The organism is Micromonospora sp. CA-269861, assembly GCF_050948505.1.
Lineage (GTDB): Bacteria > Actinomycetota > Actinomycetes > Mycobacteriales > Micromonosporaceae > Micromonospora.
On the sequence record NZ_CP192014.1, the window covers coordinates 5,171,038 to 5,197,118 of the forward strand.

Annotated in this window: 29 protein-coding genes; 6 read left to right on the plus strand and 23 right to left on the minus strand. The window is 73.0% G+C overall.

Going from position 1 to position 26,081, the window contains the following annotated elements; genetic code table 11:
- Positions 1–28: 28 nt before the first annotated feature.
- On the minus strand, positions 29–1,912 hold the full coding sequence (locus tag ACQP0U_RS23525; RefSeq protein ID WP_433310815.1) for an ABC transporter ATP-binding protein: 1,884 nt from the start codon (positions 1,910–1,912) through the stop codon (positions 29–31).
- Between the two features lie 173 nt (positions 1,913–2,085).
- Here ACQP0U_RS23525 and ACQP0U_RS23530 point away from each other — a divergent pair, with 173 nt between their 5' ends.
- The 3 genes from ACQP0U_RS23530 (at position 2,086) to ACQP0U_RS23540 (ending at position 5,754) form a co-directional block, all read left to right on the plus strand.
- The gene (locus tag ACQP0U_RS23530; RefSeq protein ID WP_433310818.1) at positions 2,086–2,715 is read left to right on the plus strand and encodes a TIGR03085 family metal-binding protein; all 630 of its coding nucleotides are present in this window, start codon (positions 2,086–2,088) and stop codon (positions 2,713–2,715) included.
- A gap of 199 nt (positions 2,716–2,914) precedes the next feature.
- Positions 2,915–3,790, plus strand: coding sequence for a terpene synthase family protein (locus ACQP0U_RS23535; RefSeq protein WP_433310821.1), 876 nt, complete (start codon positions 2,915–2,917; stop codon positions 3,788–3,790).
- 137 nt (positions 3,791–3,927) lie between these two features.
- Positions 3,928–5,754, plus strand: a complete 1,827-nt coding sequence (locus ACQP0U_RS23540; protein WP_433310824.1) for an AMP-dependent synthetase/ligase — start codon at positions 3,928–3,930, stop codon at positions 5,752–5,754.
- A gap of 65 nt (positions 5,755–5,819) precedes the next feature.
- Here ACQP0U_RS23540 and ACQP0U_RS23545 read toward each other — a convergent pair whose 3' ends face one another.
- Positions 5,820–7,274: a PLP-dependent aminotransferase family protein gene (locus tag ACQP0U_RS23545; protein ID WP_433310827.1), complete on the minus strand. Its 1,455-nt coding sequence runs from the start codon at positions 7,272–7,274 to the stop codon at positions 5,820–5,822.
- 59 nt (positions 7,275–7,333) lie between these two features.
- Between ACQP0U_RS23545 and ACQP0U_RS23550 the strand changes: the two genes are divergently transcribed.
- Both ACQP0U_RS23550 and ACQP0U_RS23555 read left to right on the plus strand, forming a co-directional pair.
- Entirely contained in the window at positions 7,334–8,005 is a 672-nt protein-coding gene (locus tag ACQP0U_RS23550) for a YczE/YyaS/YitT family protein (RefSeq protein WP_433310829.1), read from the plus strand.
- A gap of 101 nt (positions 8,006–8,106) precedes the next feature.
- Entirely contained in the window at positions 8,107–8,568 is a 462-nt protein-coding gene (locus ACQP0U_RS23555) for a hypothetical protein (protein WP_091407765.1), read from the plus strand.
- 5 nt (positions 8,569–8,573) lie between these two features.
- Here the strand turns inward: ACQP0U_RS23555 and hisF are convergent, their stop codons facing one another.
- The 12 genes from hisF to hisD form a co-directional block, all read right to left on the minus strand.
- Positions 8,574–9,341 (minus strand): imidazole glycerol phosphate synthase subunit HisF, encoded by a 768-nt coding sequence (hisF, locus tag ACQP0U_RS23560; protein WP_433310834.1) that lies wholly within the window; start codon positions 9,339–9,341, stop codon positions 8,574–8,576.
- 73 nt (positions 9,342–9,414) lie between these two features.
- Positions 9,415–10,410 carry an NADP-dependent oxidoreductase gene (locus ACQP0U_RS23565; RefSeq protein ID WP_433310837.1) on the minus strand — a complete coding sequence of 332 codons (996 nt, stop codon included), beginning with the start codon at positions 10,408–10,410 and terminating at the stop codon, positions 9,415–9,417.
- Positions 10,411–10,456: 46 nt separating this feature from the next.
- Positions 10,457–10,888 carry an organic hydroperoxide resistance protein gene (locus ACQP0U_RS23570; RefSeq protein WP_433321067.1) on the minus strand — a complete coding sequence of 144 codons (432 nt, stop codon included), beginning with the start codon at positions 10,886–10,888 and terminating at the stop codon, positions 10,457–10,459.
- Between the two features lie 5 nt (positions 10,889–10,893).
- Positions 10,894–11,340, minus strand: a complete 447-nt coding sequence (locus ACQP0U_RS23575) for a MarR family winged helix-turn-helix transcriptional regulator (RefSeq protein WP_433310840.1) — start codon at positions 11,338–11,340, stop codon at positions 10,894–10,896.
- Between the two features lie 79 nt (positions 11,341–11,419).
- A complete protein-coding gene (locus ACQP0U_RS23580) occupies positions 11,420–11,809 on the minus strand; it encodes a RidA family protein (RefSeq protein WP_433310843.1) in 390 nt (129 codons plus the stop codon).
- Complete coding sequence (priA, locus tag ACQP0U_RS23585) at positions 11,806–12,531, minus strand: bifunctional 1-(5-phosphoribosyl)-5-((5-phosphoribosylamino)methylideneamino)imidazole-4-carboxamide isomerase/phosphoribosylanthranilate isomerase PriA (RefSeq protein WP_238661682.1); 726 nt, start codon at positions 12,529–12,531, stop codon at positions 11,806–11,808. The genes ACQP0U_RS23580 and priA overlap by 4 nt, the downstream gene beginning before the upstream one ends.
- Before the next feature lie 14 nt (positions 12,532–12,545).
- Positions 12,546–12,869 carry a hypothetical protein gene (locus tag ACQP0U_RS23590; protein ID WP_433310847.1) on the minus strand — a complete coding sequence of 108 codons (324 nt, stop codon included), beginning with the start codon at positions 12,867–12,869 and terminating at the stop codon, positions 12,546–12,548.
- A 36-nt stretch (positions 12,870–12,905) separates the two neighbouring features.
- Positions 12,906–13,538, minus strand: a complete 633-nt coding sequence (gene hisH, locus ACQP0U_RS23595) for an imidazole glycerol phosphate synthase subunit HisH (RefSeq protein ID WP_433310849.1) — start codon at positions 13,536–13,538, stop codon at positions 12,906–12,908.
- 13 nt (positions 13,539–13,551) lie between these two features.
- A complete protein-coding gene (locus tag ACQP0U_RS23600; RefSeq protein WP_167362522.1) occupies positions 13,552–13,722 on the minus strand; it encodes a hypothetical protein in 171 nt (56 codons plus the stop codon).
- 58 nt (positions 13,723–13,780) lie between these two features.
- Positions 13,781–14,392 (minus strand): imidazoleglycerol-phosphate dehydratase HisB, encoded by a 612-nt coding sequence (gene hisB, locus ACQP0U_RS23605; protein ID WP_433310852.1) that lies wholly within the window; start codon positions 14,390–14,392, stop codon positions 13,781–13,783.
- Positions 14,389–15,462 (minus strand): histidinol-phosphate transaminase, encoded by a 1,074-nt coding sequence (locus ACQP0U_RS23610; RefSeq protein ID WP_433310855.1) that lies wholly within the window; start codon positions 15,460–15,462, stop codon positions 14,389–14,391. The genes hisB and ACQP0U_RS23610 overlap by 4 nt, the downstream gene beginning before the upstream one ends.
- Positions 15,459–16,781, minus strand: a complete 1,323-nt coding sequence (hisD, locus tag ACQP0U_RS23615; protein ID WP_433310858.1) for a histidinol dehydrogenase — start codon at positions 16,779–16,781, stop codon at positions 15,459–15,461. Before hisD ends, ACQP0U_RS23610 begins: the two co-directional genes overlap by 4 nt.
- A gap of 106 nt (positions 16,782–16,887) precedes the next feature.
- On the opposite strand from hisD, the gene ACQP0U_RS23620 reads away from it, so the two are divergent.
- Positions 16,888–17,592 carry an LON peptidase substrate-binding domain-containing protein gene (locus ACQP0U_RS23620; RefSeq protein ID WP_433310860.1) on the plus strand — a complete coding sequence of 235 codons (705 nt, stop codon included), beginning with the start codon at positions 16,888–16,890 and terminating at the stop codon, positions 17,590–17,592.
- Here ACQP0U_RS23620 and ACQP0U_RS23625 read toward each other — a convergent pair.
- The 9 genes from ACQP0U_RS23625 to ACQP0U_RS23665 form a co-directional block, all read right to left on the minus strand.
- Positions 17,507–18,337: a DUF2567 domain-containing protein gene (locus tag ACQP0U_RS23625; protein ID WP_433310863.1), complete on the minus strand. Its 831-nt coding sequence runs from the start codon at positions 18,335–18,337 to the stop codon at positions 17,507–17,509. The two genes, ACQP0U_RS23620 and ACQP0U_RS23625, sit on opposite strands and share 86 nt — an antisense overlap.
- Positions 18,338–18,393: 56 nt before the next feature.
- Entirely contained in the window at positions 18,394–20,052 is a 1,659-nt protein-coding gene (locus ACQP0U_RS23630) for an AAA family ATPase (RefSeq protein ID WP_433310866.1), read from the minus strand.
- A gap of 74 nt (positions 20,053–20,126) precedes the next feature.
- Positions 20,127–21,152 (minus strand): hypothetical protein, encoded by a 1,026-nt coding sequence (locus ACQP0U_RS23635; RefSeq protein ID WP_433310869.1) that lies wholly within the window; start codon positions 21,150–21,152, stop codon positions 20,127–20,129.
- A 42-nt stretch (positions 21,153–21,194) separates the two neighbouring features.
- Complete coding sequence (locus ACQP0U_RS23640) at positions 21,195–22,139, minus strand: RluA family pseudouridine synthase (protein WP_433310873.1); 945 nt, start codon at positions 22,137–22,139, stop codon at positions 21,195–21,197.
- The gene (gene lspA / locus ACQP0U_RS23645) at positions 22,136–22,750 is read right to left on the minus strand and encodes a signal peptidase II (protein ID WP_433310876.1); all 615 of its coding nucleotides are present in this window, start codon (positions 22,748–22,750) and stop codon (positions 22,136–22,138) included. Before lspA ends, ACQP0U_RS23640 begins: the two co-directional genes overlap by 4 nt.
- 64 nt (positions 22,751–22,814) lie before the next feature.
- Positions 22,815–23,234, minus strand: coding sequence for a TraR/DksA family transcriptional regulator (locus ACQP0U_RS23650; protein WP_184177075.1), 420 nt, complete (start codon positions 23,232–23,234; stop codon positions 22,815–22,817).
- A 226-nt stretch (positions 23,235–23,460) separates the two neighbouring features.
- On the minus strand, positions 23,461–24,960 hold the full coding sequence (locus tag ACQP0U_RS23655; protein ID WP_433310881.1) for a potassium/proton antiporter: 1,500 nt from the start codon (positions 24,958–24,960) through the stop codon (positions 23,461–23,463).
- A gap of 22 nt (positions 24,961–24,982) precedes the next feature.
- Entirely contained in the window at positions 24,983–25,288 is a 306-nt protein-coding gene (locus ACQP0U_RS23660) for a DUF167 domain-containing protein (RefSeq protein WP_433310884.1), read from the minus strand.
- Between the two features lie 11 nt (positions 25,289–25,299).
- Positions 25,300–26,043: a hypothetical protein gene (locus ACQP0U_RS23665; protein ID WP_433310887.1), complete on the minus strand. Its 744-nt coding sequence runs from the start codon at positions 26,041–26,043 to the stop codon at positions 25,300–25,302.
- Positions 26,044–26,081 lie beyond the last annotated feature (38 nt).

Here is a 26,081-nt window from a genome sequence, read left to right on the forward strand (position 1 = left end):
GGGCTCCGCTGCGCCGCACTCCTCGCGCTCACCGGTCCACCTCGATCTCCAGGCCCGACGGCAGCGGCGCCACGTCGTCGCCGTACGAACTCTCCTGCGCACGCTCGACCTCGGCCTGCTCGTAGGCGGTCACCAGGTCGACGTACCCGGGCACGGTGGCCAGCAACTCGCTGTGGGTGCCCCGGGCGACCACACGTCCCTGCTCCACGTAGATGACCTCGTCGGCGAGCGCGATGGTGGCCCGCCGGTACGCCACCACCAGGATCGACGCGGCCGGAACCCCCGCCTCGGCGGTCGACGACCGCAGTCCCGCCAGGATGGCCGCCTCCACTCGAGGATCGACAGCGCTTGTCGCGTCGTCGAGCACCAGCAGGCGCGGCCGACCGGCCAGCGCGCGGGCCAGGGTGAGCCGCTGCCGCTGACCGCCGGAGAGCGAGGTGCCCCGCTCGCCGACCATGGTGTCCAGACCGTCGGGGAGCGCGGCGACGAAGCCGTCCGCCTCGGCCAGCCGCAACGCCGCCCAGACCATCTCGTCGTCGACACCGGGCCGGTCGAGGGCGATGTTGGCGCGGACCGTGTCGTCGAAGATGAAGGGCACCTGGGCGACCAGGGCCACCGTGCCGGCGAGCGACGCGGCGGTCAGCTCGCGCACGTCCACGCCGTCCAGGCTCACCGTGCCGGAGTCCGGGTCGACGAGGCGCGCCGCCAGCGACGTGATTGTGGACTTGCCGGCCCCGGTGGGCCCCACCAGGGCCACCGTCCGACCGGACGGGACGGTGAAACCGACCTCGCCGAGGACCTGCGCGCCCGGCGGGTGCGCTTCGGCCGGCGGGTAGGAGTAGTGCACGTCGTTGAAGGTGAGGCTGGCCGGGCCGGAGTCGGCCGGGTCGAGCACCCGCTGCCCGTACGGCATCTCGCCGGTGGCGTCGAGCACCCGGCGGAGCCGGTCCCAGCCGGCGACGCTGCGCGGCAGCTCGGCCAGTACCCAACCGATGGCCCGCACCGGAAAGGCCAGCACGGTGAAGAGGAAGGCCACGCTGACCAGCTCGGTCACGCTGATCGCGCCCTGGCGCAGCCGGAACGCCCCGACCACGAGCACGGCGAGGGTGCCGAGGCTGGGCAGGGTCTCCAGCAGCGGGTCGAAGATGCCGCGCAGCCGGCCGACCGCGATCAGCGAGTCGCGCAGCTCACCGGCACGGCCCGCGAACCGGGCGGTCTCCTGGGCCTCGCGGCCCATCGTCTTGACCACCAGGGCGCCGTCGAAGCTCTCGTGGGCGATCCCGCTGACCTCGGCGCGCAGCCGCTGCGCCCGCGCCTGCCGGGGGGCCATCCGGCGGGAGTAGACGACGTTGAGCGCGAACAGCGCGGGGAAGACCGCCAGGCCGACCAGGGCGAGCGCCCAGTCGGTGGCGAAGAGCGACACGATCGCGCCGACAAGCATCACCAGCGTGCCCACGGCGAACGGCAGCGGCGCGATCGGGTACCAGGCCGCCTCCACGTCGGAGTTGGCGTTGGACAGCAGGGTGCCTGTGGAGTTGCGGTGGTGCCAGGACAGCGGCAGCTCCAGGTACCGACGGGTTACCCGCCGGCGGTAGGAGGCCTGGAGGCGGTACTGCATGTAGCCGGCGCCGAGCCGACGGCCGAAGATGCCCGCCACGCGCAGCACGCTGATTCCGAACAGCGCGGCCGCGGCCAGCGCCAGGGTGCCGGCGCCCACCTCGCCGCGTTCGATGGCCGGTAGTGCCACCTCACCGATGACCGACCCGACGACCCGTGCACTGACAATGATCATCCCGCCGAAGAGCACGCTGCCGACGACCGCCACCGCGAAGATCCGCGGCTGCTCACGGATCGCCTGCCGCAGGACCCCCAGCCCTCGACTGAGAACGTCCCGACTTGTCTTGCTCGCCACGCTCTCCCCCGCCGTAAGCCACAATTATCTCCCTCATCCTTACCGGTCGGGGCCAGCGCCGCCGAGCCTGACCGGATATGTCGACCGTCACGTACCGGACGGGCGGTGGGCCGCGAGCGCCGACCGGCGTCCGCCGTCGCGCGCCGATGGGCCACCGGGCCTACGATCGGGCCATGCCGCGGTACGCCCGAGCCGAGCGCGAGGCGCTGGCCGATCTTCTGCTGGCCCTCGGGCCGGCCGCCCCGACGATCAACGAGGGCTGGGCGACCCGTGACCTCGCCGCGCACCTGGTGCTGCGCGAGCGCCGTCCGGACGCGGCGGGTGGGATCGTGCTGCCACCGCTGCGCGGCTACGCCGAGCGGGTCCGTCGGCGGATCGCCGCACGGCCCTACCCCGACCTGGTGGCGCAGGTGCGGCGACCGCCGCTGTGGAGCCCGGTCAGCAACCCGGTGACCGACGAGTTGGCCAACACGATGGAGTTCTTCATCCATCACGAGGACGTCCGGCGGGCCGGCTCCGGGTGGCAGCCGCGCGACCTGCCCACCGGCCTGCAGAACGCCCTCTGGAAACGCGCGGCCCCGATGGCCCGGCTGGCACTGCGCCGCTTTCCGGCGGACCTCTACGTGCAGGCGCCCGGCCACGGTGAGATCTCCGTCGGTCGCGGTGGTGAGCCGCTACGCCTGGTCGGCGCCCCGGCCGAGCTGGTGCTGTTCTTCTCCGGCCGACAACGGGTGGCCCGGGTCCAAGTGAACGGCTCGGTGGAGGCGGCTCGGCGGCTGCGCGCCGCCGACCTGGGCATGTGACTGTGTGTACGTAAACGGTCACCAAACGACTGTGGAATTTCCCACACCCAGCGAAACACGCTGATACCTCCTCCCGTACGCTTCACCGCGCCGCTCCGCGCCGGGCGGCACGAAGTGGGGGCGCATTGTGCGGGACTTCGCGATTTCGGCGCTGCGGGAACCCCCGTTTCCCACGGGGCGCCATGGTGCCACGGAGCAGGTGGCGAGCGAGAGCGTCGAGTGGGCGCGCGCGTTCGGGCTGGTCGATTCCAGCCATCGCGTGCACCGCCTGGAACGGGCCGATGCCGCCGGACTGGCCGGCCGTGCCTGTCCGGACGGTTCGCTGGAGGGGCTGCGGCTGCTCACCGACCTGATCAGCTGGCTCTTCGTGATGGACGACGCGTGCGACGAGGACGGCCTCGGCGCGGACCCGGTCCGACTGGGCCCGGCGATCAGCACCCTGCTCGACGTGCTGGACCGCTGCGGCGACCCGGACGTCGTACCGCCCGCCGTCGGGCCACTGGGTGACGCGCTGCACGACCTCTGCCGCCGGACCCGGCTGCACGACCACGCGGCACTGCTGCTGCGGTTCGTCAGCCAGATGCGGGAGTACCTGTTGGCGCTGCTCTGGGAGGCGGGCAACCGGGAACGTCGGCGCGTACCCGAGGTGGCGGAGTACGTCCAGCTGCGCCGGCACATCGGCGGCGTGCACCCCTGCCTCACCCTGACCGACCTGGCGTCGACGCGGCCCTCCGGGCCGACCCAGCGCGCCGACCCGGGGCTGGTCGCCCTGGACCTGCTGGCGGTGGACCTCGTCTGCTGGTGCAACGACCTCTTCTCCTACGGCAAGGAGAGCCAGGCCGACCCGGACGCGCACAACCTGGTCACGGTGATCGCCCAGGACAGCGACGCGGACGAGATGACAGCGCTCCGCAGTGCGGCCCACCGGTTCAACCAGGGCTTGGCGACGTACCTGGACGCGGAGGAGGCGCTCCTGGCCGTCGGCGACGACGGGATCCGCAACGCGTTGACCGCTCGACGCAACTGGGTCCGGGCCACCTACGACTGGTCAGTGGTGGCCGCCCGGTACGCCTGATCAGCCGTACCGGTTGGTGGGACGGGACGGCCGGACGATCACCAGGGCTAGCCGATGCACGGCGACAGGCAATACCCTTCGGTAACCATCATGACGTGACGACCGTCACGCCACCACCCCCGAAGGCGGCTACAGCGATGGCTCTCGATGTACCGTACCGCTCCATCCCGGACATGTTCCTCAAGCGCGTGGCGGCCACCCCCGACCGGAACGCGTTCGCGTCCCCGAACCCCGACAACTCGGGGCCCGTCTGGCTGACCTGGTCGCAGGTCGGCCAGCGCGCCAAGGCGGTCGCCGCCGGCCTGCACGGCCTGGGCGTCGGCCAGGAGGACCCGGTCGCGATCCTGGCCAACACCCGGCTGGAGTGGGTGATCGCCGACCTCGGCATCATGTGCGCCGGCGGCGCGACCACCACCGTCTACCCGACCACCGAGCCGGCGGACGCGACGTACATCATCGCCGACTCCGGGTCGACAGTGCTGTTCGCGGAGAATCCGGCCCAGGCAGCGAAGATCGCCGGGGCGACCCTGCCCGCGCTCACCCATGTGGTGCTCCTTGACGGCGCCGTCGACCCGAACGCCGCGGTTACCCAGTTGACGCTCGCCGAGCTGGAGGAACGCGGCACCCAGGCGTTGGCCGCCGAGCCGGATCTGATCGACATGCTGGTGGCCGGCATCGGCCCGGACCACCTGGCCACCCTGATCTACACCTCCGGCACCACCGGCCAGCCCAAGGGCGTCGAGCTGCTGCACGGCGGCTGGTGCTGGGAGGCCGTGGCGCAGGCGGAGGTCGGGCTGCTGCGCGACGACGACCTGCAGTACCTGTGGCTGCCGCTGGCTCACTCGTTCGGCAAGACCCTGCTCTGCGGCGCCATCCACGTCGGCCTGCCCACCTACGTCGACGGTCGGGTGGACAAGCTCGTCGACCTCCTCTCGGTCATCCGTCCGACGCTGATGTGTGGCGCTCCCCGGGTGTTCGAGAAGGTCTACAACAAGGCTGTGACCACCGCGCAGAGCGCCGGTGGCGCGAAGGCGAAGATATTCGGCTGGGCCGTCGGCGTCGGCAAGGAGAAGGTCACCCTGGAGCAGGCCGGCAAGCCGGTGCCGGCCGGGCTGAAGCTGCGCTACGGGCTGGCCGAGAAGCTGGTGTTCAGCAAGCTCCAGGCCCGACTGGGCGGCCGGATGCGGGTGCTGGTGTCCGGCGCCGCACCGCTCAGCCCGGAGATCGCCACCTTCTTCGCCGCCGCGAACCTGCCGATCTCCGAGGGCTACGGCCTGACCGAGACCAGTGCCGGCAACTTCGTCAACCCGCCGGCCGGGCTGCGGATCGGCACCGTGGGCCGGGCGATGGGCGACCTGGAGTGCAAGATCGACACCGACGGGGAGATCCTGGTACGTGGTCGGCCGGTGATGCGCGGCTACCACAACCTGCCGGAGGAGACCGCCGCCTCGTTCACCGAGGACGGTTTCTTCCGTACCGGTGACATCGGCACCCTCGACGAGCAGGGCTACCTGCGCATCACCGACCGCAAGAAGGACCTGGTCAAGACCTCGGGCGGCAAGTACATCGCGCCGTCGCACATCGAGGGCATGTTCAAGGCCATCTGCCCGTACACCTCGCAGGCGGTCGTCGTCGGTCAGGCCCGCAACTTCTGCACGATGCTTGTCACCCTCGACCCGGACGCGATCCGGGGCTGGGTCGCCGGCGGCCCGCTCGAAGGGCGCAGCTACACCGAGATCGTCGCCTCGGCCGAGGCCCAGACGATGGTCGAGGAGTACGTCGCCCAGCTCAACTCCAAGCTCAACCGCTGGGAGACGATCAAGAAGGTGGCCATCCTGCCGCGCGACCTGACGATCGAGGACGGCGAGATCACCCCGTCGTTGAAGATCAAGCGGCGTGGTGTGGAGAGCAACTTCGCCGCCGAGATCGACAAGATGTACGCCGGCACCCTCGCCGAGCTCTGACGCGTCGCCGGTGGTCCCGTACCCGCTCGGGTGCGGGACCACCGGCACTCGTGGCAGCGGGGCGCTCAGGCGATGACGGCCGGCTCACTCCACCGCTGCCGGCCGGCCCGGTCCAGGTCGTAGCGGATCGCCGCGATCCGCCCGACGGCCTCCACGAGGTCCGCCGCGGGCAGGGTGAACGGCAGCCGCAGGAAACGCTCCATGGTGCCGTCCAGGCCGAACCGGGGGCCGGGCGCCAGTCGTACGCCGACCTCCTCCGCGGCCCGGGCCAGCGCGCTGGAGACCGGGCCGTCCAACTCGGCCCAGAGCGTCACGCCGCCCCGTGGCACGGTGACCCGCCACTCCGGCAGTCGGTGCGCCAGCGCGCCGAGCAGGGCGTCCCGCTGGACGGCCAACTGGACGCGGCGGTCGGCGACGATGTCCTCGGCGTCGGCGAGCAGGTGCACCGCGACCAGTTGGTCCAGCACCGGGCTCGCCATGTCGACCCCGACCCGCACGGCGGCCAGCCGCTGCACCTGCGGCGCGGACGCCCGCACCCAGCCGATCCGCAGGCCACCCCAGTAGGGCTTGCTCATCCCCCCGATGCTGACCACCCGGCTGTGCCGGTCGTAGGTGGCGACCGGGGGTGGCACCTCGGTGCCGTCCATCGACAGGTCCACGAAGGACTCGTCGATGATCAGATCGGTGCAGACCGCGTGCGCGGCGGCCACCACGCGCTCGCGCAGCGAGGCGGGCATCAGGTGCCCTGTCGGGTTCTGGAACTCCGGAATCAGGTAGGCCAGCTTGGGTCGGGTCTGCCGGAGACTGCCCAGCAGCAGGTCGGGTTCCCAGCCGGCGTCGGCGGCCAGGCCGTGGGTGGTGATCCGGGCCCGGCGGCCGGCGAGCGCGGCGAGGGCGTTGGGGTAGGTCGGGGACTCGACGAGCACGGTGCCGCCCGGGGCCAGGGCGAGCCGCAGCACCAGATCCAGCGCGTGCTGGGTGCCGCTGGTGACCATGATCTGGTCGGCCGAGGTGGGCAGACCCCGCGCGGTGTACGCGTCGGCCACCGCCTCGCGCAGCTCGATGATGCCGGTCGGGTGGTAACCGGCCCCGCCCAGGTAGCGGGGCAGGTCCTCGGTGGCGGCCCGGGCCGCCGACAGCAGTTGCGGCGGGGCGGCCAGCGCCGCGACACCGAGGTCGAGCATCTCCCGGTCGTCCAGTGGGGTCCACAGGCCGGTGCTGGCCACCCGGTGGTTGCCGGGCAGCATCGTCCAGCTGCCGGCGCCCCGACGGCTGGCCAGGTGCCCGGTCTCGCGTAGCTGCCGGTAGGCGGCGGTGACAGTGGTCCGGCTGATCCGCAGCGCCTCGGCCAGCTCCCGTTCGGCCGGAAGGCGGACGCCCAGCGGCAACCGGCCGTCGGCGAGCAGACCGCGCACCGAGCCGGCCAGAGCGGCGTAGTCAGGGCTGCGTCGTCGGCCCGGCAACGCGTGCCACTGCCCGAGCAGACGGGCCAATTGGACGCCGCGCACCTGCCCGTTCATAGCCACTCCCCGGATATTGGCTTCTTCCTCAACGAGGATTGGCACCTAGGGTGGCATGCATGGCACTGCTTGGCAATCTGCGACACCGGCCGGTCCGACGGCTGGTCCAGCTCTACCTCGGGCTCGCGCTCTACGGCGTCAGCATGGCCCTGATGATCCGCTCCCACCTGGGCCTCGATCCGTGGGACGTGTTCCACCAGGGGCTCTCCGAGCTGACCGGGCTCACCTTCGGCACGGTCACCATCGGCGTCGGCGCGCTGGTCCTGCTGCTCTGGATCCCACTGCGACAGCGCCCCGGCATCGGCACTGTCAGCAACGTCGTGGTGATCGGCCTGGTCGTGGACGCCACACTGGCCCTGCTGCCCACGGGTGGCCCGCTCGGCGTCCGGATCGCGCTGCTGATCACCGGGATCGTCGCCAACGGCGCCGCCACCGCTCTCTACCTCGGCGCCCGGCTGGGGCCCGGCCCCCGCGACGGCCTGATGACCGGGTACGTGGCCCGCCGGCCCGGCCGGTCGATCCGGCTGGTGCGCACCGTCATCGAGGTCACCGTGCTGGCGCTGGGCTGGCTGCTCGGCGGCACGGTCGGCGTGGGCACCGTCGCGTACGCGCTGGCCATCGGTCCGTTGGCCCAGTTCTTCATCCCGCTGTTCGCCGTGCCGGAGGGCCCCGCACCCGACAGCACCACACCACCGCCGGCCAGCGCCGCGCCGGCCACCCCCACCGGCTGAACCCTCACCGACCGTCCGCGAACCGGTACGTGGTGGTGGTGCTGCGTACCGGTTGGAGGGTGGGTGTTCCCTTCCGCGACGCGCGCCGTCATCATCTCTGCATGGGGGAGAACGGTTGGCGCTGGAACGACGCCTGGATCTTCGTGTCGCTCGTCATCGCGAGCGGGGCCGGACGGCACCGTCGATCGGCGACAAGTCGGCGGCCGGAGGGCGTCCGCCTGACCGACGTTCTCTCCACCGCCGACCACCTCAACCACGCGATCCCGCAGCGCCACGAGGTGGAGGCCGCGGTCCAGCGGTTGGTCGGCGCCGGGCTGGTCAGCGTCGCCGACGGCTGGTTCCGGATCACCGCCGAGGGTGAGCAGCTGTGGCGTACCCGCCCGCGCGCGGGTGTGGCGACCATGGTGGACACCGTGCAGGGTGTGTTGACCCGCCGGCACGCGCCCGGCAGCGCCGACTGGATCCTGGACGAGGCCGACCACGCGGCTGCCGTCCAGGAGTACGCGGTCCGTTCGATCCCCACCCCGCGCCGGTCACCGGAGGGGCACTCCGGCGAGCGCTGACCGGCTCAGCGCACCGGATGGCCGCCGAGGCGCAGCGCGTCCTTGACCTCGGCGACAGTCAGCTCGCCGAAGTGGAAGACGCTGGCGGCGAGGACCGCGTCCGCGCCGGCGCCGATCGCGGGCGGAAAGTGGGCCACCTCGCCGGCACCCCCACTGGCCACCACCGGCACGTCCACGACAGCTCGCACCGCGGCGATCAGCTCCAGGTCGAAGCCCGCCTTGGTGCCGTCGGCGTCCATCGAGTTGAGCAGGATCTCCCCCGCGCCCAACTCTGCGCCCCGGTGTGCCCACCACACGGCGTCGATGCCGGTGCCGCGCCGACCGCCGTGCGTGGTGACCTCGAAGCCACTGGGCGTGCCGCCGTTCGACGACCGACGCACGTCGAGGGAGAGCACGAGCACCTGCCGGCCGAACCGGTCGGCGATCTCGGCGATCAGCTCCGGGCGGGCGATGGCGGCGGTGTTCACGCCGACCTTGTCCGCCCCGGCACGCAGCAGCGTGTCCACGTCGGCGACCTGCCGGACCCCGCCGCCGACGGTCAGCGGGATGAACACCGACTCGGCGGTGCGGCGCACCACGTCGAGCATGGTGCCCCGGTCGCTGGAGGACGCCGTGACGTCGAGGAAGGTCAACTCGTCCGCGCCGGCCCGGTCGTACGCGGCGGCCAGCTCCACCGGGTCACCGGCGTCCCGCAGGTCGAGGAAGTTGACCCCCTTGACCACCCGCCCGGCGTCCACGTCCAGACAGGGGATCACCCGTACCGCCACCGTCATGCCGCGAGCCTATCCTCCGCACCCGCGACGGCGGTCGACCCGATCGGGTCGACCGCCGTACACGAGGTCTGCGTCACACCTTGACGAGCATCTTGCCGAGGTTGTCGCCGCGCAGCAGGCCGAGGAACGCGGCCGGGGCGTTCTCGATGCCGTCCACGATCGTCTCGTCGTAGGACAGCGTGCCGTCGCGCAGCCAGCCCGCGACGTCGCGGACGAACGCCGTCCGCACGTTGTTGTGGTCGTTGACCAGGAAGCCGCGCAGGGTGAGCCGCTTGCCGATGACCAGCGCCAGGTTGCGCGGAGCGGCCGGCGGTTCGGTGGCGTTGTACTGCCCGATCATTCCGCAGATGGCGGCCCGGCCGTGCAGGTTCATGGCCGAGATCGCCGCCTCCAGGTGGTCGCCACCGACGTTGTCGAAGTAGACGTCGACGCCGTCCGGGGCGGCCGTCCGCAGCGACTCGCGGACCCCGTCGTGGTAGTCGAAGGCGGCGTCGAAGCCCAGCGCCCGCAGCCGCTCGACCTTGGCCGGCGAACCGGCGCTGCCGATCACCCGGCCGGCGCCCTTGAGCTTGGCGATCTGACCGACCAGGCTGCCCACCGCGCCGGCCGCGGCGGAGACGAAGACCGTCTCGCCGGGCTTCATCGCGGCCACCTCCAGCAGCCCGGCGTACGCGGTCAGCCCGGGCATGCCGAGCACGCTCAGGTACGCGCTGACCGGGGCGATGCTCGGGTCCACCGGGCGGGCCGCGGCGGCGTCGAGCAGCGCGTACTCCCGCCAACCCAGCCCGTGCAGGACGGTGGCCCCGACGGCGATGTTCGCCGCCTCGCTGGCCACCACCTCGCCGATCGCGCCGCCGTCGAGCGGCGCGTCGAGCGCGAACGGCGCGACGTACGACTTGACGTCGTTCATCCGTCCGCGCATGTACGGGTCGACGGACATGAACTGGTTGCGGACCACGATCTGGCCCGGTCCGGGCGTCGGGACCTCGGTCTTGACGAGCCGGAAGGTGTCTTCGGTGGGCCAGCCCTGGGGGCGGCTGGCCAGGTGGATCTCGCGGTTGCTGGTCACGGGGTGGTCGTCCTCTCGTCCGCGGGTGGGGCCTGGGGCCGCGATGTCACGCGGGCAGGGTCTCGCGGACGGTCAGCGTGACGTCGATGTTGCCGCGGGTGGCGTTCGAGTACGGGCAGACCTGGTGGGCCTGCTCGACCAGCTGCTCGGCGGCCTCGCGGGGCACGGCGGGCAGGTCGACGACGAGCTGCACGGTGAGCCCGAAGCCGCCGCTGCCGTTCGGGCCGATGCCCACCTCGGCACCGACCACGGAGCCGGTCACGTCGGCCTTGGCCCGGCGGGCCACCAGCCGCAGCGCGCCGTGGAAGCAGGCCGCGTAGCCGGCGGCGAAGAGCTGCTCGGGGTTGGCCGCGCCGCCCGCGCCGCCCATCTCCTTCGGCACGGCCAGGTCGAGCGTGAACGTGCCGTCGGAGGTCTCGACATGGCCGTCCCGGCCATCGCCGCTGGCGGTCGCGGATGCGGTGTAGAGAACCTGCATGGTGGTCACTGCTCCTTCTGTCGGTGGATGGTGTCGGTGACCCGGGTGAGGGTGTCGCGCAGCGCGACAAGCTCGCCGAGGCCCAGCCCGGTGGCCTGCGCGATCCGCAGCGGGACGTCGCAGAGCTGCTCCCGCAGCGCCCGACCCTGCTCGGTGAGGCCGACCTCGACCCGCCGCTCGTCGAGGGCCGACCGCCGCCGCACCACCAGGCCCGCCCCCTCCAGCCGCTTGAGCAGCGGGGAGAGCGTGCCGGAGTCCAGTCGCAGCTCGGCGCCCAACTCGGACACCGTGGGGGCGTCGTCGGGACGCTCCCAGAGCACCAGCAGCACCAGGTACTGCGGGTAGGTCAACCCGACCTCGTCGAGGATCGGCCGGTAGACGTCGGTGAGTGCGCGCGACGCGGCGTAGAGCGCGAAGCACACCTGCCGGCGCAGCACCAGGTCATCGGTCACCGCTGAACCGTAGCCCACAATTAGATTGTGCACAACTTATCGGGCCGCGGGACGACCAGCAGGCCGCCCGGACGCGCCCTCAGCGATCGCCGAGGTACGCCTCCAACTCCACCTCGACCAGATGCTCCGGATCCAGCAGACCAGCCACCACCACCATGGTCGCCGCCGGCCGAACCGCGCCGAAGACCGCGTTGTGCGCCCGGCCCACCTCGTCGGCGTACCGCCGGTCCGTCACGTACATCCTGGTCCGGACCACATCGCCCGGCTCCGCACCCACCTCGGCGAGCGCTGCCAGCCCGATCCGCAGCGCCTGCGCGGTCTGCGCGGCGGCGTCACCGACGTGCACCACCCGGCCGTCCACCGTCGCCGTGCAACCCGCCGTCCAGGCCCGCTCACCAGCCCGGACCACCCGGGAGTACCCGTAGAGCTGCTCCCACGGCCCACCCGACCCGAGCCGGGTCGTCGTCACGCCTCGGCCAGTGTCCGCAGCGCCTCGGCCACCGTGAAGGCACCCGCGTACAGCGCCTTCCCGGCGATCACACCCTCCACGCCGGCCGACTCCAGGGTCGCCAACGCCCGCAGGTCGTCCAGGGTGGACACCCCGCCGGAGGCGATCACCGGCCGGTCGGTACGGGCACACACCTCGCGCAGCAGATCCAGGTTCGGCCCGCGCATCGTGCCGTCCTTGGTGATGTCGGTGACCACGTACCGGCTCGCGCCGGCCTTGTCCAGCCGCTCCAGCACCTCGTACAGGTCACCGCCGTCCCGGGTCCAACCCCGCGCCGACAGGGTGTGACCCCGCACGTCCAGCCCGATGGCCACCCGGTCGCCGTACTCCGCGACCACCCGGTCACACCAGACCGGGTCCTCCAGGGCGGCGGTCCCGATGTTCACCCGGGCCGCCCCGGTGCCCAGCGCCGCGCGCAGCGACTCGTCATCACGGATGCCCCCGGAGAGCTCCACCTTCACGTCCAACTGGCGCACCACCTCCGCGAGCAGGTGCGCGTTGGTGCCCCGACCGAACGCCGCGTCCAGGTCGACCAGGTGGATCCACTCCGCGCCGTCCTGCTGCCAGGCCAGCGCCGCGTCCAGCGGCTCGCCGTAGATGCTCTCGCTTCCGACAGCGCCCTGCACGAGCCGGACGGCCCGGCCGTCGGCGACATCCACGGCGGGTAACAGGGTGAGGCTCAAGGTCTTCTCCTCGATCAGGTACGACGGTCCAGGGCGATCACGACGATCGCCGGCAGTACGAGCAGCAAGAGCACCATCAGCGCGATACGCAACGCCAGGTTGTCGACGAACGTCCAGATCAGGATCAACGCCGCGCCGGTGAGCAGCACGATCGCGGCCCGCTCACCCCGAGTGTGCCGGGCCAGCCGCCCGGAACGACCCCGCCGCAGCCGCGGCGTCAAGCCCCGGACCACCGCGCGACGGCGCTGCAGGCGAGCGACCTGGCGCTGCCGGACCGCCCGCTCCCGGGCCTGCTCCGCTTCCCGCTCCGCCCGTCGGCGGGCGCGCTCCCGGCTCACCGCGACACCCGCTGGCCGGGCACCGCGCGACGACCCTCAGTCACCGTTGGACAACGTGGCGAGCCAGTTGCGCAGCAACGCGGCACCGGTGTCGGCGGACTTCTCCGGATGGAACTGGGCCGCCGACAACGGGCCACGCTCCACCGCCGCGACGAAATCCGTGTCGTGGTGGGCGGTGGTCACCGTGGCACCGGCGGCCGCCAGCGCCGCCGGGTCGCCCATCGCGTACGAGTGGACGAAGTAGAACCGGCTCTGCTCGGTCAACCCGGCGAACAGCACCGACTCCCGGGGAGCCCGGACCGTGTTCCAGCCCATGTGCGGCAACCGGGTGGCGGCCAGCCGGGTCACCCCGCCGGGCAGCAGCCCCAGCCCCTTGGTCACCACGCCGTGCTCGTCGCCGTGCTCGAAGAGCACCTGCATGCCCACACAGATGCCGAGCACCGGCCGGCCGGCAGCCACCCGTTCGGCGATCACCGGGCCGGCGCCCAGCGCCTCGATCCCCGCCATGCACGCCGCGTACGCGCCCACACCCGGCACCACCAGACCATCGGCGGCGGCCGCGGCGGCCAGGTCGTCGGTCACCCGGACATCCGCCCCGGCGGCGGCCAACGCCCGCTCCGCCGAGCGCAGGTTGCCCGAGCCGTAGTCGAGCACCACCACATCACTCATGTCGTCACCCCGATCACCCGTTCTCCGGCAGCAGCCGCAGAACCCCGGCGACAGTGGCGAGAACCGCGAGCGCCGCGGTGATCAGCACGGCGGCCTTCGGCGCGCCCTGCCGGTAGAGCGACCAGGTGCCACCCACCAGCACCCCGGCCAGGATCAGCAGCAACGTCGGCAACGCGGCACCCATCAGAGCACCCTTCCATTCGCGACTGCGGGGCTCCGCCGCGCTGCACTCCTCGCGCTCATCAGAGCGCGCCCTTCGTGCTCGGAATCGACCCGGCGGAACGCGGGTCGATCGAGGTGGCCTCGCGCAACGCGCGGGAGACCGCCTTGAACTGCGCCTCCACCACGTGGTGCGCGTCCGGGTGACCGCCCGGCCGGGCCGCCCGCAGCACATCGACGTGCAGCGTGACCCGGGCCGCCTGGCCGAAGGACTCCCAGATGTGCCGGGTCATGCTTGTCGCGTACACCGGCCCGATGTAGGGGGCCAGCACCGGCTCGTCGTGCACCACGTACGGCCGACCGGAAAGGTCCACAGCGGCCCGGACCAGCACCTCGTCCATGGGAACCGTCGCCGAGCCGTACCGCCGGATGCCGGCCTTGTCGCCGAGCGCCTGGTCGAACGCCGCACCCAGGGCGAGCGCGGTGTCCTCGATCGTGTGGTGCGCGTCGATCTCCAGGTCACCCACCGTGCGCACGGTCAGGTCGAAGCCGCCGTGCCTGGCGATCTGGTGCAGCATGTGGTCGTAGAAGCCGACGCCGGTGCTGATCTCGGCGGCGCCGGTGCCGTCGAGATCGATCTCGACAAGGACCTTGGTCTCCTTGGTGATCCGCTCCACCCGGGCGATCCGACTCATTGCGAAGTCTCCATTGCAGAAAGGAAGGCGTCGGTCTCGGCGGCGGTGCCGGCGGTCACCCGCAGCCAGCCGGGCAGGCCGACGTCACGGACCAGCACCCCCTGCGCCAGCAGGGCGTTCCAGACGATGGTCTGGTCGCCGCCCACCTCGAAGAGCACGAAGTTGGCGTCACTGTCGGCGACCCGCAACCCCCGCTCGCGCAGCGTCGCCACGATCCGGTCCCGCTGCGCCATGATCGCGCTCACCGTACCGAGAAGGGCATCGCGGTGGGCCACCGCCGCGCGCGCGGCGGCCTGAGTGAGCGCGGAGAGATGGTACGGCAAACGGACGAGCTGCACCGCCCTGACCACCGCCGGGCCGGCGGCCAGGTAACCCAGCCGGCCGCCGGCGAAGCCGAACGCCTTGCTCATCGTCCGGGTGACCACCAACCGCGGGTGGCCGGGCAGCACCGCGAGGGCGCTGATCGTCCCCGGTCGGGCGAACTCCGCGTACGCCTCGTCGACGACCACCATGCCGGGCGCGACGTCGAGCACCGCGGCGATCACCGCCGGATCCAGTGCCGTGCCGGTGGGGTTGTTCGGCGAGCAGAGGAAGACCACGTCCGGCTGGTGCTCGCGGACCTGGGCGACCGCCTCCTCGGCGGTCAGACCGAAGTCGACGCCGCGCTCGGCGGGCACCCACCGGGTGCTGGTGCCGAGGGCCAGCAGCGGGTGCATCGAGTACGCCGGAACGAAGCCGAGCGCGCTGCGCCCCGGCCCGCCGAACGCCTGGAGCAGCTGCTGCTGGATCTCGTTGGAGCCGTTGGCCGCCCACACCTGCTCGACGGTGAGCCCGTGCCCGAGATAGTCGGCCAGGTCGGCGCGGAGCGCCACCGCGTCCCGGTCCGGGTAGCGGTTCAGTTCGCGCAGCTCGGCTGCGAGCGCCTTGCTGATCGCCTCGACCACCGGCTCCGGCACCGGGTGGGAATTCTCGTTGGTGTTGAGCCGCACCGGCACGTCGAGCTGCGGCGCCCCGTACGGCGACAGCCCGCGCAGATCATCGCGGACCGGCAGGTCGTCCCAGCCGCTCACGCCGCCCCTCCCGGGAAACGGGCCTGGACCGCCTGGCCGTGCGCGGGCAGGTCCTCCACGTTGGCCAGGGTGACCACGTGCGGGGCCACGTCGCGCAGCGCGGCCTCGGTGTATTCGATGAGGTGCACGCCGCGCAGGAAAGACTGCACGGACAGGCCGGACGAGTGCCGGGCGCAGCCGCCGGTGGGCAGCACGTGGTTGGACCCGGCGCAGTAGTCGCCGAGCGACACCGGCGACCAGGCGCCCACGAAGATCGCCCCGGCGTTGCGGACCCGCAGCGCCCACTCCCGGGCGTCGACAGTCTGGATCTCCAGGTGCTCGGCCGCGTACGCGTCGACCACCCGCAGCCCCGCCTCAAGGTCGTCGACCAGGACCACGCCACTCTGCTCACCGGTCAGCGCGGTGGTGACCCGCTCGGTGTGCTTGGTCGCCGGCACCTGCCGGGCCAACTCCGCCTCGACCGCCTCGACCAACGCCACCGACGGGGTGACGAGCACGCTCGCGGCGAGCGGGTCGTGCTCGGCCTGACTGATCAGGTCGGCGGCCACGTGCGCCGGGTCGGCCGTGTCGTCGGCCAGGATGGCGATCTCGGTCGGCCCGGCCTCGGCGTCGATGCCGACCACGCCGCGCAGCAGCCGCTTGGCGGCGGTCACCCAGATGTTGCCCGGGCCGGTGATCAGGTCGACGGGGTCGCACCGCAGGTCACCTGCTGGGTCCACAGCAGCGCCGTACGCCAGCATCGCCACCGCCTGGGCCCCGCCCACGGCGTACACCTCGTCGACGCCGAGCAGTGCGCACGCGGCGAGCACCCGGGGGTCGGGCAGGCCGCCGTTGTCCTTCTGCGGCGGGCTGACCACCACCAGCGAGCGCACCCCGGCAGCCTGGGCGGGCACCACGTTCATCACCACTGTCGACGGGTACATCGCCAGGCCACCCGGCACGTAGAGGCCGACCCGGTCGACCGGCAGCCACCGCTCGGTGACTGTGCCGCCGGGCACCACCTGGGTGGTGTGGTCGGTGCGCCGCTGGTCGGCGTGCACCCGACGGGCCCGGGCGATGGACTCCAGCAGCGCTTCACGCACCGCCGGGTCGAGCACCCCCTCCGCCTCGGTGATCGCCTCGACCGGCACCCGCAGCACCTCCGGCGAGATGCCGTCAAATCGCTCGCTGGCCTCCCGGATCGCCGGGTACCCATGCGCACGGACCGCCTCCACCAGCGGCCGGATGCGCTCGACGGCGACGGACACGTCGAGCTGGGCACGGGGCAGCAGGCGGCGCGGGTCACCGAGACCGTCGCGCAGGTCGATCCGATTCAGCACCCTTGCGAGTCTAGGCGGCCGGCCCGACGTCCACCCGAGCCGCCCGTCCGCCGGGACGGTGAGCCGGGCCACGCCCCCGGGGGCGGGATTGGTTAGGCTCGACCATGTGACCGCACGGCTGCCGGTGTTCCCGCTCGCAACGGTGCTCTTTCCCGGGTTGGTGCTGCCGCTGCACATCTTCGAGGAGCGCTACCGGGCGCTGGTCCGACACCTGGTCGACCTGCCCGAGGGTGCCCCGCGTGAGTTCGGCGTGGTGGCCATTCAGGCCGGCTGGGAGGTCGCGCCCGCCGGCCCCGGCGGGCGGGCGACGCCGAGCGTCGGCGAGGTCACGCTGCACGAGGTGGGCTGCACCGCCGAGCTGCGCCAGGTGACCGAGCTCGCCGATGGTGGTTTCGACATCGTGACGGTCGGCCGCCGTCGCTTCCGGATCGCCGAGGTCGACGACAGCGCGCAGCCCTACCTGACCGCCGACGTCGAGTGGCTGCCCGACCCGGGCGGCCCGGACGAGGTGGCCGATCTGCTGGCCGCCCGGGTGATCGCGGTGTTCCGGCAGTACCTCGGCCTGATCCGCTCCGACCCGGAGGAGATCTCCGAGCAGTTGCCGGAGGACCCGACGGTGCTCTCGCACCTGGTGGCGGCGACCGCGGCGCTCACCGTCGACGACCGGCAACGGCTGCTGGCGATCGACGACACCGCCTCCCGGCTCCGCGCCGAGCTGCGGTTGCTCAACCGCGAGGCGGCTCTGCTGCGTCAGGTGCGGGCGGTTCCGGTGCCGCTGGCGGAGCTGGCGTCCCCGCCGACACCCAACTGAAATCCGCCGGCTCGGGCTCCGGGCGTAGGCCCGGCCACCGTGACCAGCCGGCCAGCAGTGTGTACATGACAGCGGCCCCGAACGCCGGCAACAGCAGGTTGCCGTGCGGCACCGGCAGCACGCCCAGCAGCCAGTCCACCCCACCGGCCCGCAGGTCGGCGGGTTTGCTGAAGGCCTGCCCGGCCGGGGCGGTGTCCAGCAACCGGTCGAAGGTGGCCAGGCCGATCCGCCGCCCCACCTGCCAGGCCACCGGCGCGGCGACCAGGGCGCCGAGCACCGCGGCGAGCAGCCCGATCGGGCCGCGCCGCCGACGCAGCACGAACCACAGGGCGAGCGCCACGATCAGCCCGAAGGCGAGCCCGAGCAGGCTGAACCAGCCATCGGCCGCGATCGGCTGCTCCGGTTGCGGCTCGGCGTAGATCGCCCCCTCGGCAGTCTTGAGCACCGGAGTGTCCGGCGCGAGCGCGGCCCAGAGCAGCCCGAGCGGGACACCCAGCGCGGCCAGCGCGAGCACGGCGCCCAGCACCGTCGCCACGGCACGCAGCGGACGGCGCGGTTCGTCGAACCGAAGGTCCAACGAGCTCTGGTACGCCGCCGAGGGCGGCACCTGGCCCGGGTCGGACCCGCCCGGCGCTGTCCCGGCCGACGGGTCGACCTCCGGCGGTTGCGCGCCCGGCGTACGGGTTGGCGCGGGTTGGTCGGGCTCGTCGACGGGCCGCTCAGGATCGGGGTTGTCCGGGCTCACCCGATGATCCTCTCAGGCCCGGCGCGAGAGCGGGGCTCCGGTGGCGGCAGACCAGCTCACCGGGCGAACGGCTCCACCATCATCGCCGCGGCCCGCAGCCACGCCTGCCGGGTCTCCGGCTGGAGCTGGTGGTACTCGATCGACGATCCGGTCTCCAGCGCCGGGTCGTACGGCACGACGGCCACGCCACGGGTACGGGTGGCGAAGTGCCGCTCCAGGTCGTCCTGGAGCGTCGAGCGGCCCGGGGTCGGGCAGGAGATGAGGGTGATCGCGTTGTCCGCCAACTCGCCCATGCCCTCCTCGTGCAGCAGGTCGAGCATCCAGTCCGCGCTGAACGCCGCGTCCTCCCGGGGCACGGTGGTCACCACCAGCTGGTCGGCGGCCTGCATCACCGTGCGCCAGTTGGGACTCTCCACGTTGTTGCCGGTGTCCACGCAGACCACGTCGTGGGTACGCCGCAGCAGCTCCAGCACACGTCGGACGGTGAACTGGTCCAGTCGCTGGGCGAAGCGCGGGCTCTCCTCGCCGGCCAGCACGTCGTACGAGCCGTCGGAGGCGTGCCGCAGGTAGTCGTCCAGCCGGTCCAGCAGTGTCGCGTCCTCCAGGATCTCGATCTGGGCCAGGTCGCTGATCAGGTGCCGGATCGTCCGGGCGTGCCGGGCGCTGCCGGCGCGCAGGCCGAGGGTGCCGCGCAGCTCGTTGTCGTCCCAGGCCAGCACGCCCTTGCCGCGGACGCTGCCGACCGTCGCCGCGGCGAGCACGGTGGCGGTCGTCTTGTGCACCCCGCCCTTGGGGTTGGCGAAGGCGAACACCCGGGGCGTGCCCAGGTCCCGTTGGAGCACTCCGTTGGCGCGCTCCTGCTCCTGGTCGACGGCCTGTGGCCGCCACTCGATGCGGGCCGGGTAGGCACGCTCGGCGACCGCCGAGCCGACCGTCGGGGTGGGCGGCGGCGGGACGGGCGGCACGACTGGCGCGGCGACCGGCGGCGCGGGCGGCGGGGCGACCGGCGGAGGCGGTGGCGGTGGCGCGACCGCCGGGTAGCCGGTCTCCGGCTGGTAGCCGGTCTCCAGCAGCGCGTACCGCGACTCGACCGGCGGGTCGCCCGGCCGGTAGCCGTTGTCCAGCAACGCGTAACGCGACGGGACCGGGTCGGGGCCGCGTGGCGGCGGCTCAGGCTCGGCCCGGTACGTCGGCTCAGCGCGGTAGTCCGGCTCGGCGCGGTAGCCGGGCGCGGCGCGGTAGTCCGGCTCCGCACGGTAGCCCGGCTCGGCCCGGTAGCCGGGCTCAGCGCGATAGCCGGGCTGCTCGGACCGGTACGCCGGCTCGGCCCGGTAGTCCGGCTCGGCCCGATATCCCGGCTCGGTCCGGTACGCCGGCTCCGCTCGATAGTCCGGCTCGGCCCGGTACGCCGGCTCGGCCCGGTAGGCGGGGTCGACCCGGTAGGTCGCCTCGGCCCGGTAACCAGGCTCCGCGCCGTACGTCAGGTCGGCCGGATGCCCGATGGCGGGTGCCCGCCCGGCGTAGCCGTTGGGGGCCGCACGCCGCGGCAGCGGGTCCGGTGGTGGCTCGTCGGCGCGCCGTTCCGGCTCGGTCTGCTCCGCGCCGCGACCGCCCAGCCGGGCGCGGTCCAACAACGCGCGCCACCGCGGCGCTGGTTCGGCCGGCCGGCCCCAGCCGGTCTCACTGCCCTCCACGGCCCGCCCTCCCAGCGCCATCGATCTCCGTCTGACAGGCTACGAACCCAACCCTATTCGGACTACACCTCAGAGCGCACACCAGCCGGCGCAGATCACGACGACGGCGGTGGCGACGACTGCTCGGCGACGGTGGCGTCCGGCGAGGTGGTGACGCTCGGCGGCACCGACTCGGTGGGCTCCGGCGTCGACGGTTCGGGTGACGGAATCGTCACGACTGGTGCAGGTTCCGACGATTCGCCCACGGACGCCGAGGGCGCCGGTGCGCTGATCGCCGGCGCTGGCCGCTCGCCCTGCGTCGGTACGGCGCTCGGCCCGGTGTCGGCCGGCGGACGCACCACGTCGCGCTGCTCGGGCAGGGGCGGAGTGAAGACCGTGCGGTCCAGCCGGTACACCTCGGGAGCGGGGTCGACCGCCCGCACGTCCGGCCGGGCCGCGACACCGCGCAGCGCCACCGGCGTCGCGCGGACCACCGCCGCGTAGACGCAGGCGCAGCCGGTGCGGTACGCGGCCGCCTCGGCGGCGGCCACCTCGGCGCCGCTGGCGTACTGCTCCCGCAGCTCCCGCTCGCCCACCCCGTCGCCGTTGACCGCGGCGGCCCTGGCCCGGTAGTCGGCGGCCTCGGTCTCCTTGCGGACCGCCACCTCACCCATCCCGGCGACCACATCGTCGGGCACCCGCAGCGCGGGGATCCTGACGATCTCGGTCTGCCGGCCGGGCAGCGGAACCCGCCCGAAGACGGTCGAGACCCCGACGTCGCCGAGCACCGTCGCCAGCCGCTGCGGTGGCAGGTACGCGTCGAGCGTGACCAGGGCGTACGTGCCGCCCTCGGCGGCCGGAGCGGGCAGCGCGGCCAGGTCGGCCGCGGCCGACCGCAGGTAGCCGGGGACGGAGTCGCCGTCGGCAACGCCGACCCGGGTCACCTCGCCCACCGTCCGGTCGCCGACCGGCGTGTCGTCGACGGCCCAGACGGCGGTGCCCAGCACCGCAGCCGCGGAGAGCACAGCGGCCCAGCTGAGCACGCCGGACCGCGCCGACCTGTCGCCCAGCCGGGCCACGGCCCGGGTCAGCGGCGGCAGCAGCCGCTGGTCCAGCTGCCGCAGCAGGTTGCCGGCGCGCACGGGCGGGATCCCCTCTGTGGATCGGTGTCGGGCGGTCGCCGCTCAGTCACGCAGGATCTGGAGCGCACGGTCCAGATCGTCAGGGTAGTCGCTGACGAACCGGACCTCGTCCCCCGTTCGGGGGTGCAAAAAGCTCAGTTCGCGGGCGTGCAGCCACTGTCGGGCCAGGCCGAGACGGGCCGAGAGGGTGGGATCGGCGCCGTAGGTGAGGTCACCCACACAGGGGTGCCGCAGGGTGGAGAAGTGCACCCGGATCTGGTGGGTCCGGCCGGTCTCCAACCGGACGTCGACCAGACTCGCCGCCGGGAACGCCTCCAGGGTGTCGTAGTGGGTGATGCTCGGCTTGCCGCCGGAGACCACCGCCCACCGGTAATCGTGGGTGGGGTGCCTGTCGATCGGCGCGTCGACGGTGCCGCGCAGCGGGTCCAGGTGACCCTGCACCACCGCGTGGTAACCCTTGTCGACCTCGCGGTACTTGAAGGCCCGCTTCAACGCCGTGTACGCCTGCTCGCTCTTGGCCACCACCATGATCCCGGTGGTGCCCACGTCGAGCCGGTGTACCACGCCCTGGCGCTCGGCGGCGCCGCTCGTGGAGATGCGGTGCCCGATCGCGGCGAGCGCGCCGATCACCGTCGGCCCGGTCCACCCAGGGCTGGGGTGCGCTGCCACCCCCACCGGCTTGTCGACCACGACGATGTCGTCGTCGGCGTAGACCACCCGCAGGCCGGGCACCGCCTGCGGCACCACAGTCGGCGGTGCGACCGGGGCGGGCAGCGTGACGTCCAGCCAGGAGCCGGCCTTGACCTTGTGCGAGTTGGGCCGGACGGAGCCGTCGACAAGCGCGTCTCCGGCGTCGACGAGGGCTGCGGCGGCGGTGCGGGAGAGCCCGAACAGGCGGGACACCGCCTGGTCCAGGCGCATGCCGTCGAGGCCGTCCGGAACCGGAAGGGAACGGTGGTCGCCGCCAGCGGCGAACGCGGAGGTCATGCCCGCTCCCTCTGTTCGGCGCCCGACGCGGCGTCAGTGGTGGCCGGGTCGCCGTCGCGACCCGCCCGCCGGCCGTCACGCTGGCGGCCGGTCAGCTCCAACAGGACGGCCAGCAGCACGCCACAGACCAGCGAGCTGTCGGCCAGGTTGAACACCGGCCAGACCTGACCGTACGGGTCGAAGAGGCTGATCATGTCGACCACGTGCCCGTGGAAGGGGGACGGCGCCCGGAAGATCCGGTCGACGAGGTTGCCCAACGCGCCACCCAGCACCAGGCCGAGGGAGATCGCCCAGGGCAGCGAGCGCAGGCGCAGTGCCATCCAGACGATCCAGCCGACCACACCGATGGTGATCAGCGGGAAGACCCAGGTGTGGTCGGCGCCGATGCTCCAGGCCGCGCCGCTGTTGCGGGTCAGGCTCAGGTAGACGAACCCGCCGAGCAGCTTGACGGGCTCCCGGTCGGTCAGCGCGGCCAGCGCGAGGTGCTTGGTGACCAGGTCGGCCAGCAGGGCCACCAGGGCGACCCCGGCGAGAATCGCGACGGCCCGGGGCCGGCGTGTGCCGCCGCCCGGGTCGGTGCGGCCGGGTTCGGCGGACGGTACTGCGGTCATGCGCTCCCCATCGACAGTCTTGGCGGTGATCGCTCACCGTCTCATCGCCGCCGGGGAACGGACCTCAGCGCCGCTCCTCCAGCTGCTTGCACGTCACACACTGGGTGGCCGACGGGAAGGCGGCGAGGCGCTCGACCGGGATCGGGTTGCCGCACCGCTCGCACCAGCCGTAACCACCCTCGTCGAGGCGCTCCAGAGCGCGCTCCACCTGCGTGATCCGTTCCAGAATGCTGTTGGCGAGAGAGATCTCCTGCTCCCGCTCGAGCGTCTTGGTGCCCGTGTCGGCCTGGTCGTCCCCGGCCGAGTCGGTCAGCCGATCGCGCTGCAGCTCGGTGATCTCACTCAGCGTCTGATCGTACTCGGCACGAAGCTCGTCCCGCCGCGCCGCCAGCGCCGCCCGGATCTTCTCGGTCTCCGCCGTGCTGCGGGTGGCCTTGGCCGCCGGCTTGCGCCCGGCGGTCCTGGTGTCGGCTGGCTTCGCCATGGGTCGCTCCCTCGGCCGGCGGAACCGCGCGGTCCGCGGCGCCTGGTCAGGGGGCGCCGACCAGGGCGTCCCCTATGTACGAAAAGGGGCGCGCGGCGACGTTGGCCGCGCACTCCGGAGGTTGGCAAGAATACGGAACGTACAGGCGTCCGACAACGTGCCGCACCGTCGCACCGTCTAACAGCCCCTAGCCCTGCCTAACTGGGGCAAAGGGAACGCTAGCAGATCAATTGACCACCTCATCCCCGTACTCACCAAACCATCGGGCCAGACGACCCCGCCGACTGACGGCCCGCAACCGCCGTTCCGCGGCATCTCGCACCCCGGCGGTCGCCACGATCAGCAGACTGTCGCCGGTCTTCAACCGGGTGTCCGGCGCGGGCACGAAACCCACGCCGTCGCGCAGCACCAGGGTCACCGACGCGCCCAGCGGAAGCCGCAGCTCGTCGACGTGCACGCCCGCCAGTCGCGAGCCCGGCGGCACCTCCACCTGGAGCAGGTCGGCGCGCATCCGCTCCAGCGGCGCGGTCTCCACGTGGATCTCGGCGGCCTCGGCCGGCGCCGTCACCCGCAACCGACGGGCGAACGGCCCCAGCGTCCCGGTCTGCACCAGCGTGAAGATCACCACCAGCACGAAGACCACGTCGAAGAGCCGCTCCGCGCCGGGCACCCGCTCGGAGAGCGGAATGGTGGCCAGCACGATCGGCACCGCCCCGCGCAGCCCGGCCCAGGACAGGAACGCCTGTTCGCGAAGGCCGACCCGGAACGGGAACGCCGAGACGGCCACCGACAGCGGACGGGCCAGGAGCACCAGGGCCAGCCCGGCGACCACCGCGGGCAGCACCGCCGCGTCCAGCCGGCCCGGCGAGGCCAGCAACCCGAGCAGCACGAACAACCCGATCTGGGCGAGCCAGGCCAGCCCGTCCGCGAAGCCGAGAATCGCCTGCCGGTGCGACAGACGGGCATTGCCCAGCAGCACCCCGGCCACGTAGACGGCGAGGAAGCCCGAGGCGTGCAGGACCGCCCCCGCGGCGTACGCCAGCACGGTGATGCCCACCGCGGCGATCGGGTAGAGCCCGGCCGAGGGCAGCGCGGCCCGGCGCAGCGCCCAGGTGCCGGCGACGCCCGCGGCCAGGCCCACCGCCGCACCGACGCCCAGCTCGTAGCAGACCAGCGCGGCCTCGTACCACCACGGATGAGAAAACCCCCGGTGGGACAGCAGCACCACCAGCAGCACCACCGGGGCGTCGTTCATCCCCGACTCGGCCTCGAGTGTCGCCACCAGCCGAGGCGGCAACCGCAGCCGGCGCAGGGTGGCGAAGACGGCCGCCGCATCGGTGGACGAGAGCACCGCGCCGTAGAGCAGCGCCAACCGCCAGTCCAGCCCCAGCAGCAGGTGCACGGCGACGCCGACCACCACGATGCTGACGATCACGCCGACCGTGGAGAGCGCCGAGGCCAGCCCGAGCACCGGGCGCAGCGTGGTCCACCGGGCGGTGAGGCCACCCTCCGCGATGATCACGATCAGCGCGCAGAAGCCGAGGGTCCGGGTCAGCTCGACGTCGTCGAAACGGATGCCCAACCCGCTCTCGCCGATCGCCACGCCCAACGCCAGGTAGACCAGGAGGCTGGGCACACCGAGCCGGGTGGAGAGTCGCACCGCGCCGACCGCGACCAGCAGCACTGCCGCACCGAGCAGCAGCGCGATATCCAACCCGGGCGTCACGGCTGCCTTGCCTGGGCTGTCCTCACTCGGCGGATCCGTCGCGCAGGCGGCGCAGCACCTCTGGCATCTCCGGGCCGGGCCGATCGACGAGGAAGAGCTTGTCCCGGCTGGCGGCGCCGGTGCGCAGTGACACCGCTGCCGGCCGGACGCCCAACGCGCCGGCCAGCGCCCGGCGGGCCGCCTCGGTGGCCCGACCGTCGACGGCCGGGTCGTGGACCGCGATCACGAGAGCGGGCCCGTGCGGGCCGTCGAAGCGGCCACCCATCCGGTCCCGGGAGGCCCCGGGCTTCACCCGTACCGCCACGGTGAGCGTGTCCTGCGCGGGCACCGGCGCCCGCTTCAGATCGGCCGGGCGTCGGCGAGGAGAGCGGTCGCCGGCGCGCAGTGCGCGCACGGAGTGAAGCCGAGCTCCACGGCCTCGGCGACCGGTAGCGTCTCGGGCTGCCAGCCAACCAGGTGGGGGCAGCCGTCGAGGTGGTATCGGGGGCGGCCGTCGACGACCTCGACGTCGTCGAGCAGTCGGGCCACCCGGGCCGCCTCGGCGGCCGTGATCTGCTGGGCGGCCGGCTCGTCGACCGCCGAAACCGCGGGGTCGAACACGTCATCGGCCGACGCCGCGATCGGCGACGCCGGGCTGACGGGCCGGGAACGCGAGGACGCCTCGTCCGCCGGAGTCACGAACGGCGACGCGTCGTCGACGCGCGAGTCGAACGGCGACGCGTCATCGATCGGCGCGTGGTCGACCGGCGGCGTGGGTGGTTGCCGCCACCCGGCGCCGCCGGTACCAAACGTCGTGGGCACGTGCTGGACCGGCACCTCCGGCTCGACCAGCGGCGGTCCGTACGCGACACCCGGTGTGGCCTGGCTGGCCATGCGGGGTGCGTCGGGGTGCCGCGGGTCGGGCCGGCCGGGATCCGCCATGGCACGGTTGGCGGCTGCCTGGCGGGCGCCCACCACCAACGCCACGGCGGCCAGCAGACTGGCCGCGATGGAGATGACCAACAAGAAGCTGGAGCCACCGGCCAGGCCGAGCACCAGTAGCACCACCGCGACGAGGATGAGCAGAAGACTTGCGACTATCACGGCTCACCCCCGCCGCGTCGAACCGTCCAGGCAGGGCC